Origin of the sequence: Brachybacterium sp. AG952, assembly GCF_004362645.1 — a bacterium.
GTDB lineage: Bacteria > Actinomycetota > Actinomycetes > Actinomycetales > Dermabacteraceae > Brachybacterium > Brachybacterium conglomeratum.
In genome coordinates this window covers 355,703-369,889 of the sequence record NZ_SNXV01000001.1, presented here as the reverse complement: position 1 = coordinate 369,889, position 14,187 = coordinate 355,703, and the positions used below count along the sequence as shown (strand labels likewise).

Genomic DNA, 14,187 nt, shown 5'->3' with positions numbered 1-14,187 from the left:
TGCTCCCGTCCTCCGAACCCACGGGCTCCGAGGCGCCGGCCGCCCCGACCCGGGCGCATCGAAGTCTCCTGGACCGCGTCCGACGGCGATTTCGCCCTCAGGATCACCGTCCCCGTCGGCCGGAGCCGTTCAGCCCAGCGTCGACTCCCGCTTGACGAGGCTCGGGCGGAAGGAGACGTGCCGGCGAGGGGCGTCGGGGTCGAGGATCTCCTCCTCGAGCAGTGCGAGCGCGGTGCGGCCCATGAGCTCGGCGGGCTGGGAGACCGAGGTCAGCGGCACCACCGTCGAGCGGGCGAAGGCGATGTCGTCGTAGCCCACCAGCGCGATCTCCTCGGGCACGGCGACCTGGTGCCGGAAGGCGAAGGCCTGCAGCGCCCCGACGGCGAGCAGGTCGTTGACGCAGAACAGCGCGTCCGGCCGCTCGGGACGGGGTCGGGCGACGACGCTCTCCCCCGCGGCGCGGCCAGCGAGCACGGTGAGGCCCTCCGCCTCGATCACCTCGAGGGAGGCGCCGGCGGCCTCGGCGGCGGCGCGCGCCCCGTCCAGACGGGCCCTGACCTGGCGCAGGTCCTGCCGGGCCGCGACCACGCCGATCCGTCGACGGCCGAGCCCGGTGAGGTGGCGCACCGCGATCTCCCCGCCGGCGAAGTCGTCGACGCTCACGGAGGAGCCGCCGGTCGAGGCGCGCTCGCGCTCCACCAGGACCACCGGCGTGCCGCGCTCGCGGATCTGCTCGATCAGCTCCTCGCTCGCCCCTGTCGAGGCGAGCAGGATCCCCCGCACCCGCTGCTCCTCGAAGAGGGAGAGGTAGAGCTGCTCGCGCTGCTCGCGGTTGCCGGAGCTGCCGGAGATCACGGCGAGGGAGGACGCCTCCGCTGCGGCCTCGATCCCGCCGACGAGCTGGGCGTAGAAGGGGTTGCCCATGTCCAGCACGATCGCGCCGACGGTCGAGGAGCGGCCCAGCTTGAGCTGCCTCGCGGCGTCGTTGCGGACGTAGCCGAGCGCACGGATCGCCTCGAGCACGCGGTCCCGCCGCTCGGGGGAGACGATGTCGGGGCGGTTCAGCACGTTGGAGACGGTGCCGATCGACACCCCGGCCTCCCTCGCCACGTCCTTAATGCTGGCCGCCGTCCGTGCCATGGCCTGTTCCCTCCTGGAGCACTCCTGCTGCCGGTCCGACGGTCCGTGCAGGTCACCCCACTGTAATCTGCGCCGCTCCGCGTCCCTGCGGCAGCGCCCGTCCTGCATCCCTGCGGGGCTCAGGCTCGCTGTCCCTCGGGGGCCTGCTGCGGTCGCTCCGGCACGGTCCCGCCGCGGCGCGCGGTGGAATCCCTCGGCACAAAGCGGGTCTCGAGCCGTTGCCCGGTGACGGCCCCGGCGGGGGCGACGAGCGCGTCGATCCCGAGCGCGCCGATGCGGTGGCGCGGCACCCGCACGGTGCTCAGCGCCGGGCTGGACACGGCCGCGTACTCGATGTCGTCCCAGCCCACCACCGAGACGTCCTCCGGCACGGAGAGGCCGAGGGCGCGCAGCCCCGAAATCAGCCCGAGGGCGAGGACGTCGTTGTAGGCGAGCGCCGCGCTCAGCTCGCGCAGCAGCAGCGGCTCGGCCGCGGAGATCCCGCCCTGGATGCCGGGCGGGAAGTGGCCGACGTCCACGATCTCGACCTCGAGCTCGGCCCCGACCTGCTCGAGGGCGGTGCGGCGCTCGGACTCGGAGCGGCTCGCGCGGGGGCCGCCGACGTAGCCGATCCGGCGGTGGCCGAGCGCGACCAGGTGCCGCACCGCGGCCCGCACCCCGCTCAGCGCGTCGAAGGAGACGGTCGACAGGTCCCGGTGGCGGCGGTTGACCAGGCACAGCCGGGTCAGGCCCGACGCCGCCTCGAGGTCGCTCTCGCTCATCCGGCTGGAGCACAGCAGGATCCCGTCGACCTGTGGGGCGAGGGTCTGCACGAGCGGCAGCTCGCCGTCGGGCGCCTCCTCCGCGTCGGCCAGCAGCAGGTGCAGGCCGTGCTCACGGGCCCGGGCCTGGGCGCCCTTGAGCAGCGCCGGGTAGAAGGGGTTCAGCAGGTCGGGGACGATCACGCCGAGGGTCCCGGCGCTGCCGGGCGCGATCCCGCGCGCCTCCCGGGAGGGCCGGTAGCCGAGCTGGAGGGAGATCTCCTGGATCCGGTCGCGGGCCTCGTCGCTGACCATCTCGGGGCGGCTCAGGGCGCGGGAGACCGTCGCGACCGACACCCCGGCCTGCTCCGCGACGTCGCGCAGCGTCACCCTCATCCCGTCCTCCTCCCTGCTGCTCCGTCCCGGGCGCGCCCGGCTCCCACCATGATCTTCGCCGAGCGGCCCCTATGGGTCCGCTCTCCGCCGGTCTGCCCCTCCGGCCGACCGCGAGGTCGGGCCCCGGCTCAGGCCACGCCGACGGCGTCGGTCCTCTCCTGCGTCTCCCCCGCCGCGGCGGCGAAGGGGGCGAGGTGGCGGCCGATGTGCGCGGCGAGCACCTCGGAGTACTCGGCGTGATGGGCCTCGAGCACCCTGCGCAGGCGCTCGCCCAGCACGACGCCCTGCGCGTCGCTCGCGACCAGGGATTCCCCGTAGCCGACGTGGAGGATCTGCCGCGAGTCGGAGGCGGCGATCAGCGCGGCGGTGTCGACCCCCTCCAAGGTCTCGGGGGTGCGGTCCTCGTGGGCGGAGACCTGGTAGGAGGCGCGGGAGCGGGCGTACGCGGCGCGGGAGATGTCCCAGATCTGCGCCAGCAGCTCGGGGTCGTGGCGGGCGATGACCTCGAGGGCGCAGAGGTAACTGGTGCCGGAGGTCTTCAGGTGCACGTGCCCGTCCGTCGCGGCGACGGCGAGGGGGTAGATCGAGAACTTGTCCGAGCCGGAGTGCAGGGAGATCTTGTACCCGCCGTGGAGGCGGGAGATCGCGTGGTGGGCGGTGAGGTTCTCGCGCAGCTCGTCCTCGTCGCCGATGAACTCCACGCCCTTCTCGAAGCCGTCGACGTAGCGGGGTGCGAAGCTGAACCATTCCACGCCGAGGCGGTCGAGCTCGGCGGCCATGTAGTGGTGCTCGACGAAGGTGGTCAGCCAGGCCGTCTCGTCCACCGCGATCTCGGCCTCGACCTCGTGGCGGGCGCTGCCCGTCAGGTGGCGGAACAGCCGCGCGGCCTCGGCGACGGCCGCGCCGTACTTCACGGCCGCGGTGTCGATCGCCTCGCGGGTGATCTCGAGGCGCTGCGTGCCGAGGTCGAGGACGGTGCCGATGTAGCGGGCGCGCAGCGACTCGAGGTCGTCGCCGAGCGCCTCCCAGGGCACCTGCTCGAGCTGCTGCTCGGTGATCCCGCCGGTCACGTCGACGACGTGGTCGCCGGGGTCGAGGGTGAAGGTCACGAACCCTGCGGCGAGGCCGCGGTCGATGCCCTCGGTGGTCTTGATGTGGTCGCAGTCCGCGCCAAAGCCGCCGTCCCACCCCTCCTCGAGGCAGCCGAAGGTCGCCTCGTCGATCACGGAGAGGGCGTCGCGGCCCAGCCGGTCCATCTCGCGGATCGACTGCTGGGCGAGCACGGGGGCGAGGCCGGCGCCCTGGTCGCGGAAGGCGCGGGCCTGTCCGGCGGTCGCCAGGCCCAGCCGGTCGCCGGTGCCGACGGAGGTGCGGGTGTCCCCGATCGGCCGGGGGCGCAGCACCGCGAACGCCTCGCGCAGCGCGGCGGCGTTGGCGGGCGAGAGCGGGCCGCTGAGCAGGTGCCCGTCGCCGTCGGGGCGGATCTCCCCCTCGAAGGGGGCGAGACGGGCGGCGTCGGCGGCGCGCACCTGCAGGGTGCTGCCGTCGGCGGTGCGGAGCACATCCGCCTCGAGGTGGTCGGTGCGCAGGGTCATGAGCGGGTCTCCTCGTCGAGAGCGTCCCGGCCGTCGGCGCGGGATCCGGTGGTGGTCGTGGGGTCGGCATGCGTCGCCGACGGGCGTGGCGGTGCGGCCGACGGCTCGGGCACCGCGGCCGACGGGTGCCAGGTCGCGATGGCGTCCTCGTGGGCCCAGGTCGCGCCGCTGCGGCTGAAGGGCGCGCCGGTCTCGAGCGCGGCGGTCAGCGCCTCCTCGATCCCGTCGACGATGGGCCGGGCGGCCTCTCCCTCGCCGAGCCAGGTCACGTGCTCGGGGGCGATGGGCGCGGGATCGGGCGCGGTCTGGATCGCCTCGAGCACGGCGCTGAAGGGCGCGGTCGCGGCCAGAGGGCACAGCAGCGGGACTTCGGGGTCCCGCACGTGGGCGAGCAGGTTCTCGACCAGGTCGGTGCGCTCGTGCCGGGTCTCGGTGACGGTGCCGTCGGGGGCGGTGCGGCGCAGGAGGTCCTCGGTATAGGAGAGCCGGGCGGCGCCCCCGGTGCCGACGACCTCGATCCACGGCGCGCCCTGGACGGGTGCAGTGGTGGTCAGGGCGCAGACGACCGCAGGCCGCAGGCGGGACGCCCCGGTGTCCTCGCAGGTCGGGTCGGCGTGCGGCGGGGTGTCCTCGCCGAGGTCGGCGTCCGCTGCGCCGCGGACCGGGTCGATGCGCACGAAGGCGGTGTCGTCGGCCTCGATGTCGTGGGCGCGGCGCAGCTCGGTGGTGACGGCGGCGATGTCCTCGAGCCGGTCGATGCCGGCGACGACGAGGCCCGCGTGCACGCCGTGGGCGAGCGGGTTGGTGGCGACCCCGTCGGCGACGCGGCGCCCGTCCAGGCGGCGGCGTCCTGCCCAGGGCGAGCGGCGGTAGTAGGCGCGGTCGCGGGACCAGGCGCCGTGGACGCGCACGGTGTCGATCTCGCCGAGCTCGCCGGCGGCGACGAGCTCCCGCAGCGCGTCCACCCCGGCGCCGCCGCGGGCCTGGAAGCCGATCTGCACGACGCGGCCCGCGGCCTGCGCAGCCTGTTCGAGCACCGCGTGGTCGGCGAGCGCGGGCACGGGCGGCTTCTCGAGGTACACGTGCGCGCCCGCCTCGAGGGCCTGCAGCGCGAGCGGGAGGTGGGTGTCGATCGGGGTGGCGATCACGACCACCTCCGGCGGGGCGTCGGCGTGCGCGGCGAGGAGGGAGGCGAGGTCGCGATGCCAGATCCCCTGCACGGCCGCGGGCGGCTCGTGCAGGTCGACGACGCCGATCAGCTCGGCCCGACCCACCTCGCGCAGCCGCTCGAGGTTCTCCAGGTGCACCCGGCCGAAGCCGCGGGTGCCGATCAGCGCGATGCGCACCGGCGCGGCGGCGGTCGACGTGCCGACCGGCGCGGCGGCCGCCGTGGCGGAGGCGGACCCCGCAGCGGGGACGGACCCGGTCGCCCGGTCGGCCCCGGTCGCACGGTCGGTCCCCCTCGCACGGTCGGTCCCGGCAGCGGGGTGGGTCCCGGTCGCGGGGCCGCTCATCGCAGGGCCGCCTCGGGCTGCGGGTCGCGCTCCTCGAGCGGCACCCCCATGGTCGCGGCCACGTCGACCGGGGCGCCGCCGGCGAGCGAGGCGTTGCCGCTGATCCCGACGGCGATCGCGCGCATCCCGTCGAGGTGGTCGGAGGCGCGGCCCAGCGGGTCCTCGTCGGGGCCGACGAACACGTCGCGCAGCAGCAGCGCATCGCCGCCGCCGTGCCCGCCCTCGCCGGTGACGATCTCGACCTCGCGGGCGGGGCCGAAGTGGGTCTGGACCACGAGGCGCTCGCCGCGCTCGCGCACCCCGGAGTCCTCGCCGGTGACCGCGACCGCGCTCGGATCGACATGCGCCCGGCCGTCCTCGTCCCGCGCGATGACCTCGGCCCGCTCGACCACCTCGAGCTCGGCGCGGCCGGCGGTGCCGTTCAGCGCCACCCGGTAGCCCTCCCAGGGGCTGTGGGCGTTCAGCGCGTAGGTGAGCACGGCCCCGCGGGCGTAGTCGACGATCGCGGTGAGGTTGTCCTCGATGGAGATCCCGGCGTCGAAGACGGAGCGATCGCGCAGGTAGCCGTCGTGCTCCTCGGCGCGGAGGTACAGCGCCTCCAGGCGCTCGTCGGAGCGCAGGTCCAGCTCGAAGGGGTCGTGCGACCCGTCGTGGGTGCCGCGCGCGGGCAGCTCCTCCCGGCCGCGCTCCCGGGCGGCGTCGGCCCCGTAGAAGCGCAGGCCGCCGCGGGCGTAGACGCGGGTGGGCACGTCGTCCAGCCACCAGTTCACGAGGTCGAAGTGGTGGGCGGCCTTGTGCACGAACAGGCCCCCGGAACTGGTCTTATCGCGGTGCCAGCGGCGGAAGTAGTCGGCGCCGTGCTGGGTGTCCAGCACCCATTCGAAGGTCGCCGAGACCACCTCACCGATCTCGCCCGAGGCGACGACCTGCTTCAGCGCGGTGTTGCGGGGGCTGTAGCGGTAGTTGAAGGTCACCACCACGGAGCGTCCGGTGCGGTCGATCGCCGCCTGGATCGACTGCGCGCTCTCGGCGTCGATGGTCAGCGGCTTCTCGACGACCACGTCGGCGCCCGCGTCCAGGGAGCGGACCACGTGCTCGGCGTGCAGGCGGTCGACGCTGGTGACGATCACCCGGTCCACCTGCTCCTGCTCGACGATCACCTCGAGCTCCTCGGGCCCGCCGAGGCGCACCCCGGCGAAGGTCGGGACGCGGTCGCGGTGGAATTCGCGGCGGGAGGGGTTCACGTCGATCAGCGCGACCAGCTCGGCGACGTCGGCGTGGGGGCCGGCGATCGCGTCGAGGTACATCTGGGCGCGGTGGCCCGAGCCGATCAGGGCGTAGCGGGTGGTCATGTCTCTCCAGGGTCGTGGGATGCGGGGACGACGGGGCGGCGGGACGGGCGGGGCGGACGGCGCCTCTGCGGTGCCGACGGGGTGCGGGGCAGACGGCGCCGGCAGGTCGCCGGCGCCGCCGCTCTCATTTGATGCCGGTAGTGGCGAAGCCCTTGACCAGGAACCTCTGGCCAAACAGGAACACCAGGAACAGCGGGATCAGGGACACGATCGACATCGCGAACATGGCGCCCCAGTCGCTCGTGCCCTGCCCGTCCAGGAAGGACTTCAGCGCCAGCGGGACGGTGAAGTTGTCGGGCGTGGTGAGGTAGATCAGCGAGCCGAAGAAGTCGTTCCACGTCCACATGAAGGTGAAGATCGTGGTGGTCGCGAGCGCCGGCGTCATCAGCGGCAGGATGATCCGGAAGAAGATCCGGAAGTGCCCGCAGCCGTCGATGCGCGCGGCCTCGTCCAGCTCCCGCGGGATGCCGCGGATGAACTGCACCATCAGGAACACGAAGAACGCATCTGTCGCCAGGAACTTCGGCAGGATCAGCGGCAACATCGTGTTCACCCAGCCGGTCTGCGAGAACATGATGTACTGCGGCACGATCACCACGTGGATCGGCAGCATCAGGGTCATGAGCATCATCGCGAAGGCGATGTTGCGGCCCCAGAACCGCAGCCGTGCGAAGGCGTAGGCGGTGAGCGTGCAGGCGAACAGGTTGCCGATCACGCAGCCCACCACGAGCAGAGTCGAGTTCATCAGGTAGTGCGAGAACTCGAACGACTGCGCGCTCCATCCGCGCACATAGTTGTCGATGTCGAAGGACAGCGGGAACAGGGACGGGTTGCGGAAGATCTCGTCGTTGGGACGCAGGGACGAGACCACCATCCACAGCAGCGGGTAGATCATCGCCAGGCTCGCGGCGATCATCATCGTGTGCTTGAGCACCGCCCTGACGGTGCGGGCGCCGTGGGAGCGCGGGGCCACCGGTGTGCGGGGCGCGGAGACGTCGGCGGCGGGGCCTGCCGAGGTCTCGTCGACGGGGGTGGCGGGGCGGGCGAGGTCAGTCATCGTAATGCACCCAGAACTTGGAGACGAAGAAGTTGATCGCGGTGAAGATCGCGACGATGACCAGCAGCAGCCAGGCCATCGCGGAGGCGTACCCCATGTCGAACTGGCCGAAGCCCTTGAGGTAGAGGTAGAGCGTGTAGAACATCGTCGAGTCCGACGGTCCGCCGGTCCCGCCCGAGACCACGAAGGCCTGGGTGAAGGTCTGGAACGCGTTGATCACCTGCAGGACCAGGTTGAAGAAGATGATCGGGGTGAGCAGCGGGATCGTGATCCGGAAGAACTGCGCCACCTTCGAGGCGCCGTCGACGGACGCGGCCTCGTAGTACATCTGCGGGATCTGGCGCAGCCCCGCGAGGAAGATGATCATCGGGGACCCGAAGGTCCACACGTGCAGCAGGATGATGGTCCACAGCGCCGTGTCCGGGGTGGAGACCCAGCCGGGGAGGTTCTCGAAGCCGAGCGCGCCCAGCAGCTGGTTGACCAGGCCGGAAGCGCCGAACATCTGCCGCCACAGGATCGAGATCGCGACCGAGCCGCCCAGCAGGGAGGGCAGGTAGAACACCGAGCGGTAGAACGACAGCCCGCGCATGCCATGGTTCAGCACCACGGCCAGCAGCAACGCGGCCGCGAGCTGCAGCGGAACGCCCACGATCACGTAGACGAAGGTGACGACCAGCGAGTTGTGCAGGCGGGTGTCGCCGAGCATCCGCTGGAAGTTCTCCAGCCCCACCCACTCGGGGGCGGCGAGCATGGAGTAGTCGGTGAAGGACAGCACCAGGCTGGCGATCATCGGCAGGATCGTGATGCCCAGCAGGCCGAGCAGCCAGGGCGTCATGAAGGCGAGTCCGACCTTGTTGTCGGGATGCTTCTCGCGGGGGCCGCGCTTGTCACGGCGGGAGACGATCTGGGCGAGCTCTCCGACGGCGCTCATGCGGGTCCTCCCTTCGGGGATCTGCGGGGCGCGCCGGGGCCGGGCCGAGCGGTGCTCGCCCGGCCCCTGGCGAGCCGGTGGTCGGTGGGGGTCAGGACAGGGCCGCGGACAGCTCGTCGAGGAGCCGCTGGGCGGCCTCCTCGGCGGTGATCGTGCCGAAGAGCATGTCGTCGGAGGCGCGGGTGAGGATGGCCTCGAACTCTCCGCCGCCCTGCGGGGTGATCTCCGGCGGGGCGCCGAGCTCGGACTCGATCGCGTTCAGGAAGTCCACGGCCTTCTTGCTGGACTCGTCGAGGTCTCCGACGATCGACTCACGCACGGCGAGGTTGCCGGGCACGCCCCGCTCCACGGAGAGGACCTTCCCGGCCTCGGGCGAGTTCACGAGGAAGTCGACGAAGGCGACGGCGGCCTCGGGGTTCGCGCTCTTGGCGGAGACGGCCCAGTACATCGACGCCTTGTACCAGAGCTGAGCTTCGGCGGCGGAGCCCGCGACCGACGGCGGCCGCAGCACGAGGATCCCCTTCTCGGCCAGCGCGTCGTGGGCGACGACCTGGTTGGACCACAGCACGGTCATGCCGATCCTGCCGGTGTTGAACAGCGACTGATCCATGGAGGCGGCGGCGTCCTCGACGGAGGTGGAGGCGTCGGGCCCGGCGCCGCTGTCCTGGATGCGCTTGGCCCACTCGAACCAGGCGGTGGCGGTGGGGGCGTCGAAGCCCGCCGCGCCGTCCTTGTACTGGTCCTGGCCGGCCTGGCGCACCCACACCTGGAACAGGCCCTGGACGGAGCCCACCTGGGTCATGCCCCAGGTGCCGTCGGGGGTCGCCTCGGAGATCGCGACCGCGGTGTCGATCACGTCGTCCCAGGTCCAGGTGGTGTCGTCGGGGATCTCGACGCCAGCCTGCTCGAACACGACGGGGTTGATCGCGAAGGCGAAGGCGTTCAGGCCGGCGTTGATCGCAGCGAGGCCGACGTCCGCCAGCTCGCCCACCTCGACGGAGCCCTCGACGAACTCGGAGGTGTCGAGACCCGCGCCGGCCAGGTCGAGCAGGGCGCCGCGCTCGCCGTACTCGGCGAGGTACTTCTCGTCCATCTGGACCACGTCGGGGAAGTCGCCGCCGGCGGTCTGGGTGGCGAGCTTGTCCCAGTAGCCGCTCCACTCCCCCGGCTCGAGGGAGATGGTGACGTCGGGGGCGGACTCCTTGTAGGCGGCCACCGCGTTCTCGGTGTTCTCGTTGCGGGTGGGGTTGCCCCACCAGGCCAGGCGCAGGGAGCCGGAGTCGGCGCTGCCGCCGCCTCCGCCGCCCCCGGTCCCGCCGGAGGCGTTGGGCCCGCAGGCGGCGAGGCCGGCGAGTCCAGGGACGGCGAGGCCGAGGGCAAGGGCTGAGCGTCGGTCGATCATGAGATCTCCTTTGATCTTCGTGCGGTCGTCGGGGACGGCGGTCGTGCGGTGACCGCCGTGGTCATCGCGCACAGGAGGGGGCGAGGGGCCGGGGACCGTGCGGGGTCCGAGGCCCGACAGGGGACGAGGCGACGATCAGCCGCAGCGACCCAGAACCATGAAAGGTTTCATCACCTTCATGGGCAGCCACTCAGCATGGTCAGGGGTAGTCGATCACGCTGGAGCGGGGTGGATCACCACTAGGAAAGCGCTTCATTCCATCGTTGTCAACAGGTCGCTGCAAAGTTGCAGCACGCCTCTGCAAGGCCGCTGGTGGGGGCGCGCCCGGTCTGTCGCCACGCGCCGTTCACCTGCCCTCCACCGTCCCCCGCTACGGTGCACGCGCCAGCCGATGTGCCAGGACGGGAGGCCCCTGTGGACGTCACGGCATGGGCGATCGCCCTGATGGAATTCCTGGGCGGTCCCGGCACCGCGCTCGTGATCGCCTCCGAGGCGCTGTTCCCGCCGGTCCCCGGCGAGGTGCTGCTCCCCTTCGCCGGCGTCACCGCCGCGGCGAACGGCCAGCACGTGCTGGTGCCGATCTTCTGGACCACGCTCGGCTCCGTCCTCGGCGGGCTCGGCGTGTACGCGGTGGGGCGCGCGCTCGGGCTGCGGCGCACCACGGCGCTCGTGCGACGCCTCCCGCTGCTCGAGGAGAAGGACGTGACCATGGCGATGCGGTTCTTCGAGCGCTGGGGCTTCCCCGCCGTGGCGCTCGCGCGCTTCGTGCCGATGGTGCGCACCTTCATCTCGGTCCCGGCGGGGATCGAGAAGATGCCCGTGTGGCTGTTCGCGCTGGCCACAGGGATCGGCTCCGCGATCTGGAACGCGGTGTTCGTGGTCGCGGGCTACGCCTTCGGACAGGCCGGCGGCGAGGCGCTCGAGGGCTTCGTGCGGATCTACTCCTCGATCGTGGCGGGGATCGGGGTCCTCGCCCTGGTGGGACTGGCGACCCAGCGGATCCGCTCGCGGCGGGACCGGGCCGACGGGGAGGATGGAGTGACCTCCGGCGCCGATGGCGCCACGGCGACGGACTCGCGCTCTACGCTCGAGGAATGAGTCGCGCCGAGGACACCTCGCCCCGCTCCGGCCTCGCCGGTCCCGCGGCGGACGTCGGCCGCTGGTTCGCGACCGCGACCTCCCGCCCGCTGGACGGCCCGGGTCCGACCCGCGGCGGGCCGCGTCTGCCCGCCTGGGGGCCGATGGAGGGGGCGCGCTACGGCCTGCGCAGCCACGACCACGAGATCGACGAGGCGCTCGCGCTGCTGCGGGACCGGCCGGTCGCGGTGCTGAGCGGGGCGGGGATGTCCACGGGCTCGGGTCTGCCGGACTACCGGGGCCGCGATGCGGTGCCCCGCTCCCCCATGACCTACCAGGAGTTCATGGGGCACGACCTCGCAAGGCGCCGCTACTGGGCGCGCTCCACCGTCGGCTGGGAGCAGTTCCGCAGCGCCCGGCCCGGCCGTTCCCACCGACTGCTCGCGGCCCTGGACCCCGCCGCCTTCCCCGTCACCGCCGTGATCACCCAGAACGTGGACGGCCTGCATGCCGCCGCCGGCTCGGACCCCGTGATCGACCTGCACGGACGCCTGGACCGGGTGCGCTGCCAGCAGTGCGGCGCCCTCTCCTCGCGCGCGGCCCTGCACGCCCGGATGCTCGCGATGAACCCCGAGCTCGCGGCCCGCCTGCCCGAGCTCGCAGCCGATGCCGCCCAGGCGCCCGACGGGGACGCCGAGGTCGACCGCACCAGCTCCTTCCGCTACCCGCCCTGCCCGCTGTGCGGCGGGATCCTCAAGCCCGACGTGGTCTTCTTCGGCGAGTCCGCCCGGCGCGAGGTGGTCGCCTCCGCCTTCGCCGCGCTCGAGGAGGCGAGCGCCCTGCTGGTGCTGGGCTCCTCGCTGACGGTGCAGTCGGGGTTGCGCTTCGTGCGCGCCGCTCGGAAGCAGGGCAAGCCGGTGGTGATCCTCAACGACGGCCCGACCCGCGCCGATCCCGACGCGTCCCTGCGCGTCCATGGCCGCCTCGAGGACGTGCTCGCGCAGTGGGCCGGCGCCGTCGGCGCGGAGCTCGGCGCGACGGACGACGCCACGGGCGGCGTCGAGCACGGCGCGGCGGGCTGATCCGGACCGGCCGTCCCGTCGGCCCCGCCCGGACCCTCAGGCCTCCCAGACGCCGGAGGCGCCGCGGCGGTGCGAGCCCAGCAGGTGGGTGTCGAGGATGCCGACGGCCTCCATCAGCGCGAACATCGTCGTCGGCCCCACGAAGGCGAAGCCCTCCTTGCGCAGGGCCTTCGACAGCGCCGTCGACTGCGGCGATCGGGTGGGGATCTCGGCGACGGTCCTCGGGGCGGGGGTCGTCCCCGGCTGGAAGGACCACACGAGGTCGACGAGCCCGCCCTTCTCCCGCAGCGCCAGGGTCGCCTTCGCGTTGGTGATGGTCGCGAGGATCTTCGCGCGGTTGCGCACGATGCCGGCGTCGGCCATGAGCCGCTCGACCTCCGCCTCACCGTAGCGGGAGACGACCTCGGGGTCGAAGCCGTCGAAGGCAGTGCGGAAGGCGGGCCGCTTGCGCAGGATCGTCGCCCAGGACAGCCCGGCCTGGAAGGCCTCGAGGCTGATCCGCTCGTACATGCCCTGCTCGTCGCGGACGGGCATGCCCCACTCGGTGTCGTAGTACTCGCGCAGCATCGGGTCGCTCGCCGCCCAGGCGGGGCGGGCCAGGCCGTCCTCGCCGATCACGATGCCGGTGCCGGTGCCGGTGCCGGTGCCGGTGCGAGGGTCCGCGTCGGGGCGCGCGCCGGTGTCGGGGCCGGTGCGGGGGTCGGGGGCGGTCATGCGGTCCTCTCCAGGGTCAGCAGGGCGGTCTTCGCGTCGAGGCCGCCGACGTAGCCGCCGAGCGCGCCGTCGGTGCGCAGCACGCGATGGCAGGGCACGACGATCGGCAGCGGGTTGGTGGCGCAGGCGGTGCCGACGGCGCGGACGGCCCGCGGGCTGCCCACGAGCTCGGCGATCTCCTTGTAGGAGCGGGTGGAGCCGTAGTCGATCTGCGGCAGGACGCGCTGGACCTTCTCGCGGAAGCCGGTGGACAGGGCGCGGTCCAGCGGCAGGTCGAAGCGGCGGCGGGCGCCGGTGAAGTACTCCTCCAGCTCGGCGGCCGCATGGTCGAGCCGGCGCGGCGCCTCCAGCACGCGGGGACTGACCCTCGTCGCGAGTGCGGCGAGCACGGCGTCGAAGCCCTCACGCTCGAAGGCGACGCGGACCAGGCCCTGCGCGGTCGCGGCGAGCAGGAGGGGGCCGACGGGGGTGTCGAGCGTGCGATAGGCGACCTCGACGAGGCCGGCGTCGTCGGCCTGCTGCACGAGGCGGGCGCGGAGTCCTGCCAGGGCCGGGTCGGGGAGCGGGAAGAGCGCCTCCCGCTCGTTCGTCGTGAGGTGCTCGGGGAGGCTCGGGGTATCGGTCATCGCGCGGCTCCTTCCGTGTCGTCGCCTGCGGCGAAGGTCCGACGCAGGGCTCGGATGCCGTCGGCCGAGGCGCGGCGGACGGCCTCGGCACTCCCGCCGATCAGGGCGGCGGTCTCGGCGTGCGGGAGTCCGCCGAGGTAGTGATAGGCGACGGCGAGCCGCTGCCGCTCGGGCAGGGCCGCGACGGCGGTCCAGACCCCGTCGTCCCGGCCGGGGTTCCCGCGGCGGGAGGTCTGCTCGGGCAGGTCGTCCGTGGGCACGGCGTGCCGGGCCCGGCGGCGGGTGACGTCGATGGCCTTGCGATGGGCGACGCGCACCAGCCAGGCCTCGACGTTGGTGTCCTCCGCGAGATCGGGCCAGGAGGTCAGCGCCGCCAGGAACGTCTCCGCCCAGGCGTCCTCGGCGTCGGGTCCCGGGCCGAGCACGGCGCAGCACACCCGCAGCACGGTGGGGCCGTGCCGCTGGACCGCGGTCTCGTAGGGGATCTTCATGGTCATCACCCGGCAGACGCGCGGGCGGCCCGGGATGTGAGGTCCGGGTCCGATCGAGGCGCGGAGGGCG

Annotated in this window: 13 protein-coding genes; 2 read left to right on the top strand and 11 right to left on the bottom strand. The window is 73.2% G+C overall.

What is annotated here, in order from left to right; genetic code table 11:
• Positions 1-129: 129 nt before the first annotated feature.
• The 8 genes from DEU31_RS01700 to DEU31_RS01665 all read right to left on the bottom strand — a co-directional run bounded on the left by DEU31_RS01700 (position 130) and on the right by DEU31_RS01665 (position 10,127).
• Entirely contained in the window at positions 130-1,140 is a 1,011-nt protein-coding gene (locus DEU31_RS01700) for a LacI family DNA-binding transcriptional regulator (RefSeq protein ID WP_133675302.1), read from the bottom strand.
• 119 nt (positions 1,141-1,259) lie between these two features.
• On the bottom strand, positions 1,260-2,276 hold the full coding sequence (locus DEU31_RS01695) for a LacI family DNA-binding transcriptional regulator (RefSeq protein WP_133675300.1): 1,017 nt from the start codon (positions 2,274-2,276) through the stop codon (positions 1,260-1,262).
• Between the two features lie 128 nt (positions 2,277-2,404).
• On the bottom strand, positions 2,405-3,871 hold the full coding sequence (locus DEU31_RS01690; protein WP_133675299.1) for a tagaturonate epimerase family protein: 1,467 nt from the start codon (positions 3,869-3,871) through the stop codon (positions 2,405-2,407).
• Complete coding sequence (locus DEU31_RS01685) at positions 3,868-5,385, bottom strand: Gfo/Idh/MocA family oxidoreductase (RefSeq protein WP_133675297.1); 1,518 nt, start codon at positions 5,383-5,385, stop codon at positions 3,868-3,870. Before DEU31_RS01685 ends, DEU31_RS01690 begins: the two co-directional genes overlap by 4 nt.
• Positions 5,382-6,737 (bottom strand): Gfo/Idh/MocA family oxidoreductase, encoded by a 1,356-nt coding sequence (locus DEU31_RS01680; RefSeq protein WP_133675295.1) that lies wholly within the window; start codon positions 6,735-6,737, stop codon positions 5,382-5,384. The genes DEU31_RS01685 and DEU31_RS01680 overlap by 4 nt, the downstream gene beginning before the upstream one ends.
• Positions 6,738-6,861: 124 nt before the next feature.
• Positions 6,862-7,794 carry a carbohydrate ABC transporter permease gene (locus DEU31_RS01675; protein ID WP_133675293.1) on the bottom strand — a complete coding sequence of 311 codons (933 nt, stop codon included), beginning with the start codon at positions 7,792-7,794 and terminating at the stop codon, positions 6,862-6,864.
• Complete coding sequence (locus DEU31_RS01670) at positions 7,787-8,725, bottom strand: sugar ABC transporter permease (RefSeq protein WP_133675291.1); 939 nt, start codon at positions 8,723-8,725, stop codon at positions 7,787-7,789. The genes DEU31_RS01675 and DEU31_RS01670 overlap by 8 nt, the downstream gene beginning before the upstream one ends.
• A gap of 91 nt (positions 8,726-8,816) precedes the next feature.
• Positions 8,817-10,127: an extracellular solute-binding protein gene (locus tag DEU31_RS01665; protein WP_133675289.1), complete on the bottom strand. Its 1,311-nt coding sequence runs from the start codon at positions 10,125-10,127 to the stop codon at positions 8,817-8,819.
• 414 nt (positions 10,128-10,541) lie between these two features.
• Between DEU31_RS01665 and DEU31_RS01660 the strand changes: the two genes are divergently transcribed.
• Positions 10,542-11,225 carry a DedA family protein gene (locus tag DEU31_RS01660; RefSeq protein ID WP_133675287.1) on the top strand — a complete coding sequence of 228 codons (684 nt, stop codon included), beginning with the start codon at positions 10,542-10,544 and terminating at the stop codon, positions 11,223-11,225.
• Positions 11,222-12,286: an NAD-dependent protein deacetylase gene (locus tag DEU31_RS01655; RefSeq protein ID WP_133675285.1), complete on the top strand. Its 1,065-nt coding sequence runs from the start codon at positions 11,222-11,224 to the stop codon at positions 12,284-12,286. Before DEU31_RS01660 ends, DEU31_RS01655 begins: the two co-directional genes overlap by 4 nt.
• 36 nt (positions 12,287-12,322) lie before the next feature.
• Here the strand turns inward: DEU31_RS01655 and DEU31_RS01650 are convergent, their stop codons facing one another.
• Genes DEU31_RS01650 through DEU31_RS01640 form a run of 3 tightly spaced genes read right to left on the bottom strand, consistent with a single transcriptional unit; the run spans position 12,323 to position 14,117 of the window.
• On the bottom strand, positions 12,323-13,000 hold the full coding sequence (locus tag DEU31_RS01650; RefSeq protein ID WP_243733666.1) for a DNA-3-methyladenine glycosylase I: 678 nt from the start codon (positions 12,998-13,000) through the stop codon (positions 12,323-12,325).
• Positions 12,997-13,626: a methylated-DNA--[protein]-cysteine S-methyltransferase gene (locus DEU31_RS01645; protein ID WP_133675283.1), complete on the bottom strand. Its 630-nt coding sequence runs from the start codon at positions 13,624-13,626 to the stop codon at positions 12,997-12,999. The genes DEU31_RS01650 and DEU31_RS01645 overlap by 4 nt, the downstream gene beginning before the upstream one ends.
• Positions 13,623-14,117 carry a sigma-70 family RNA polymerase sigma factor gene (locus tag DEU31_RS01640; protein WP_133675281.1) on the bottom strand — a complete coding sequence of 165 codons (495 nt, stop codon included), beginning with the start codon at positions 14,115-14,117 and terminating at the stop codon, positions 13,623-13,625. The genes DEU31_RS01645 and DEU31_RS01640 overlap by 4 nt, the downstream gene beginning before the upstream one ends.
• Positions 14,118-14,187 lie beyond the last annotated feature (70 nt).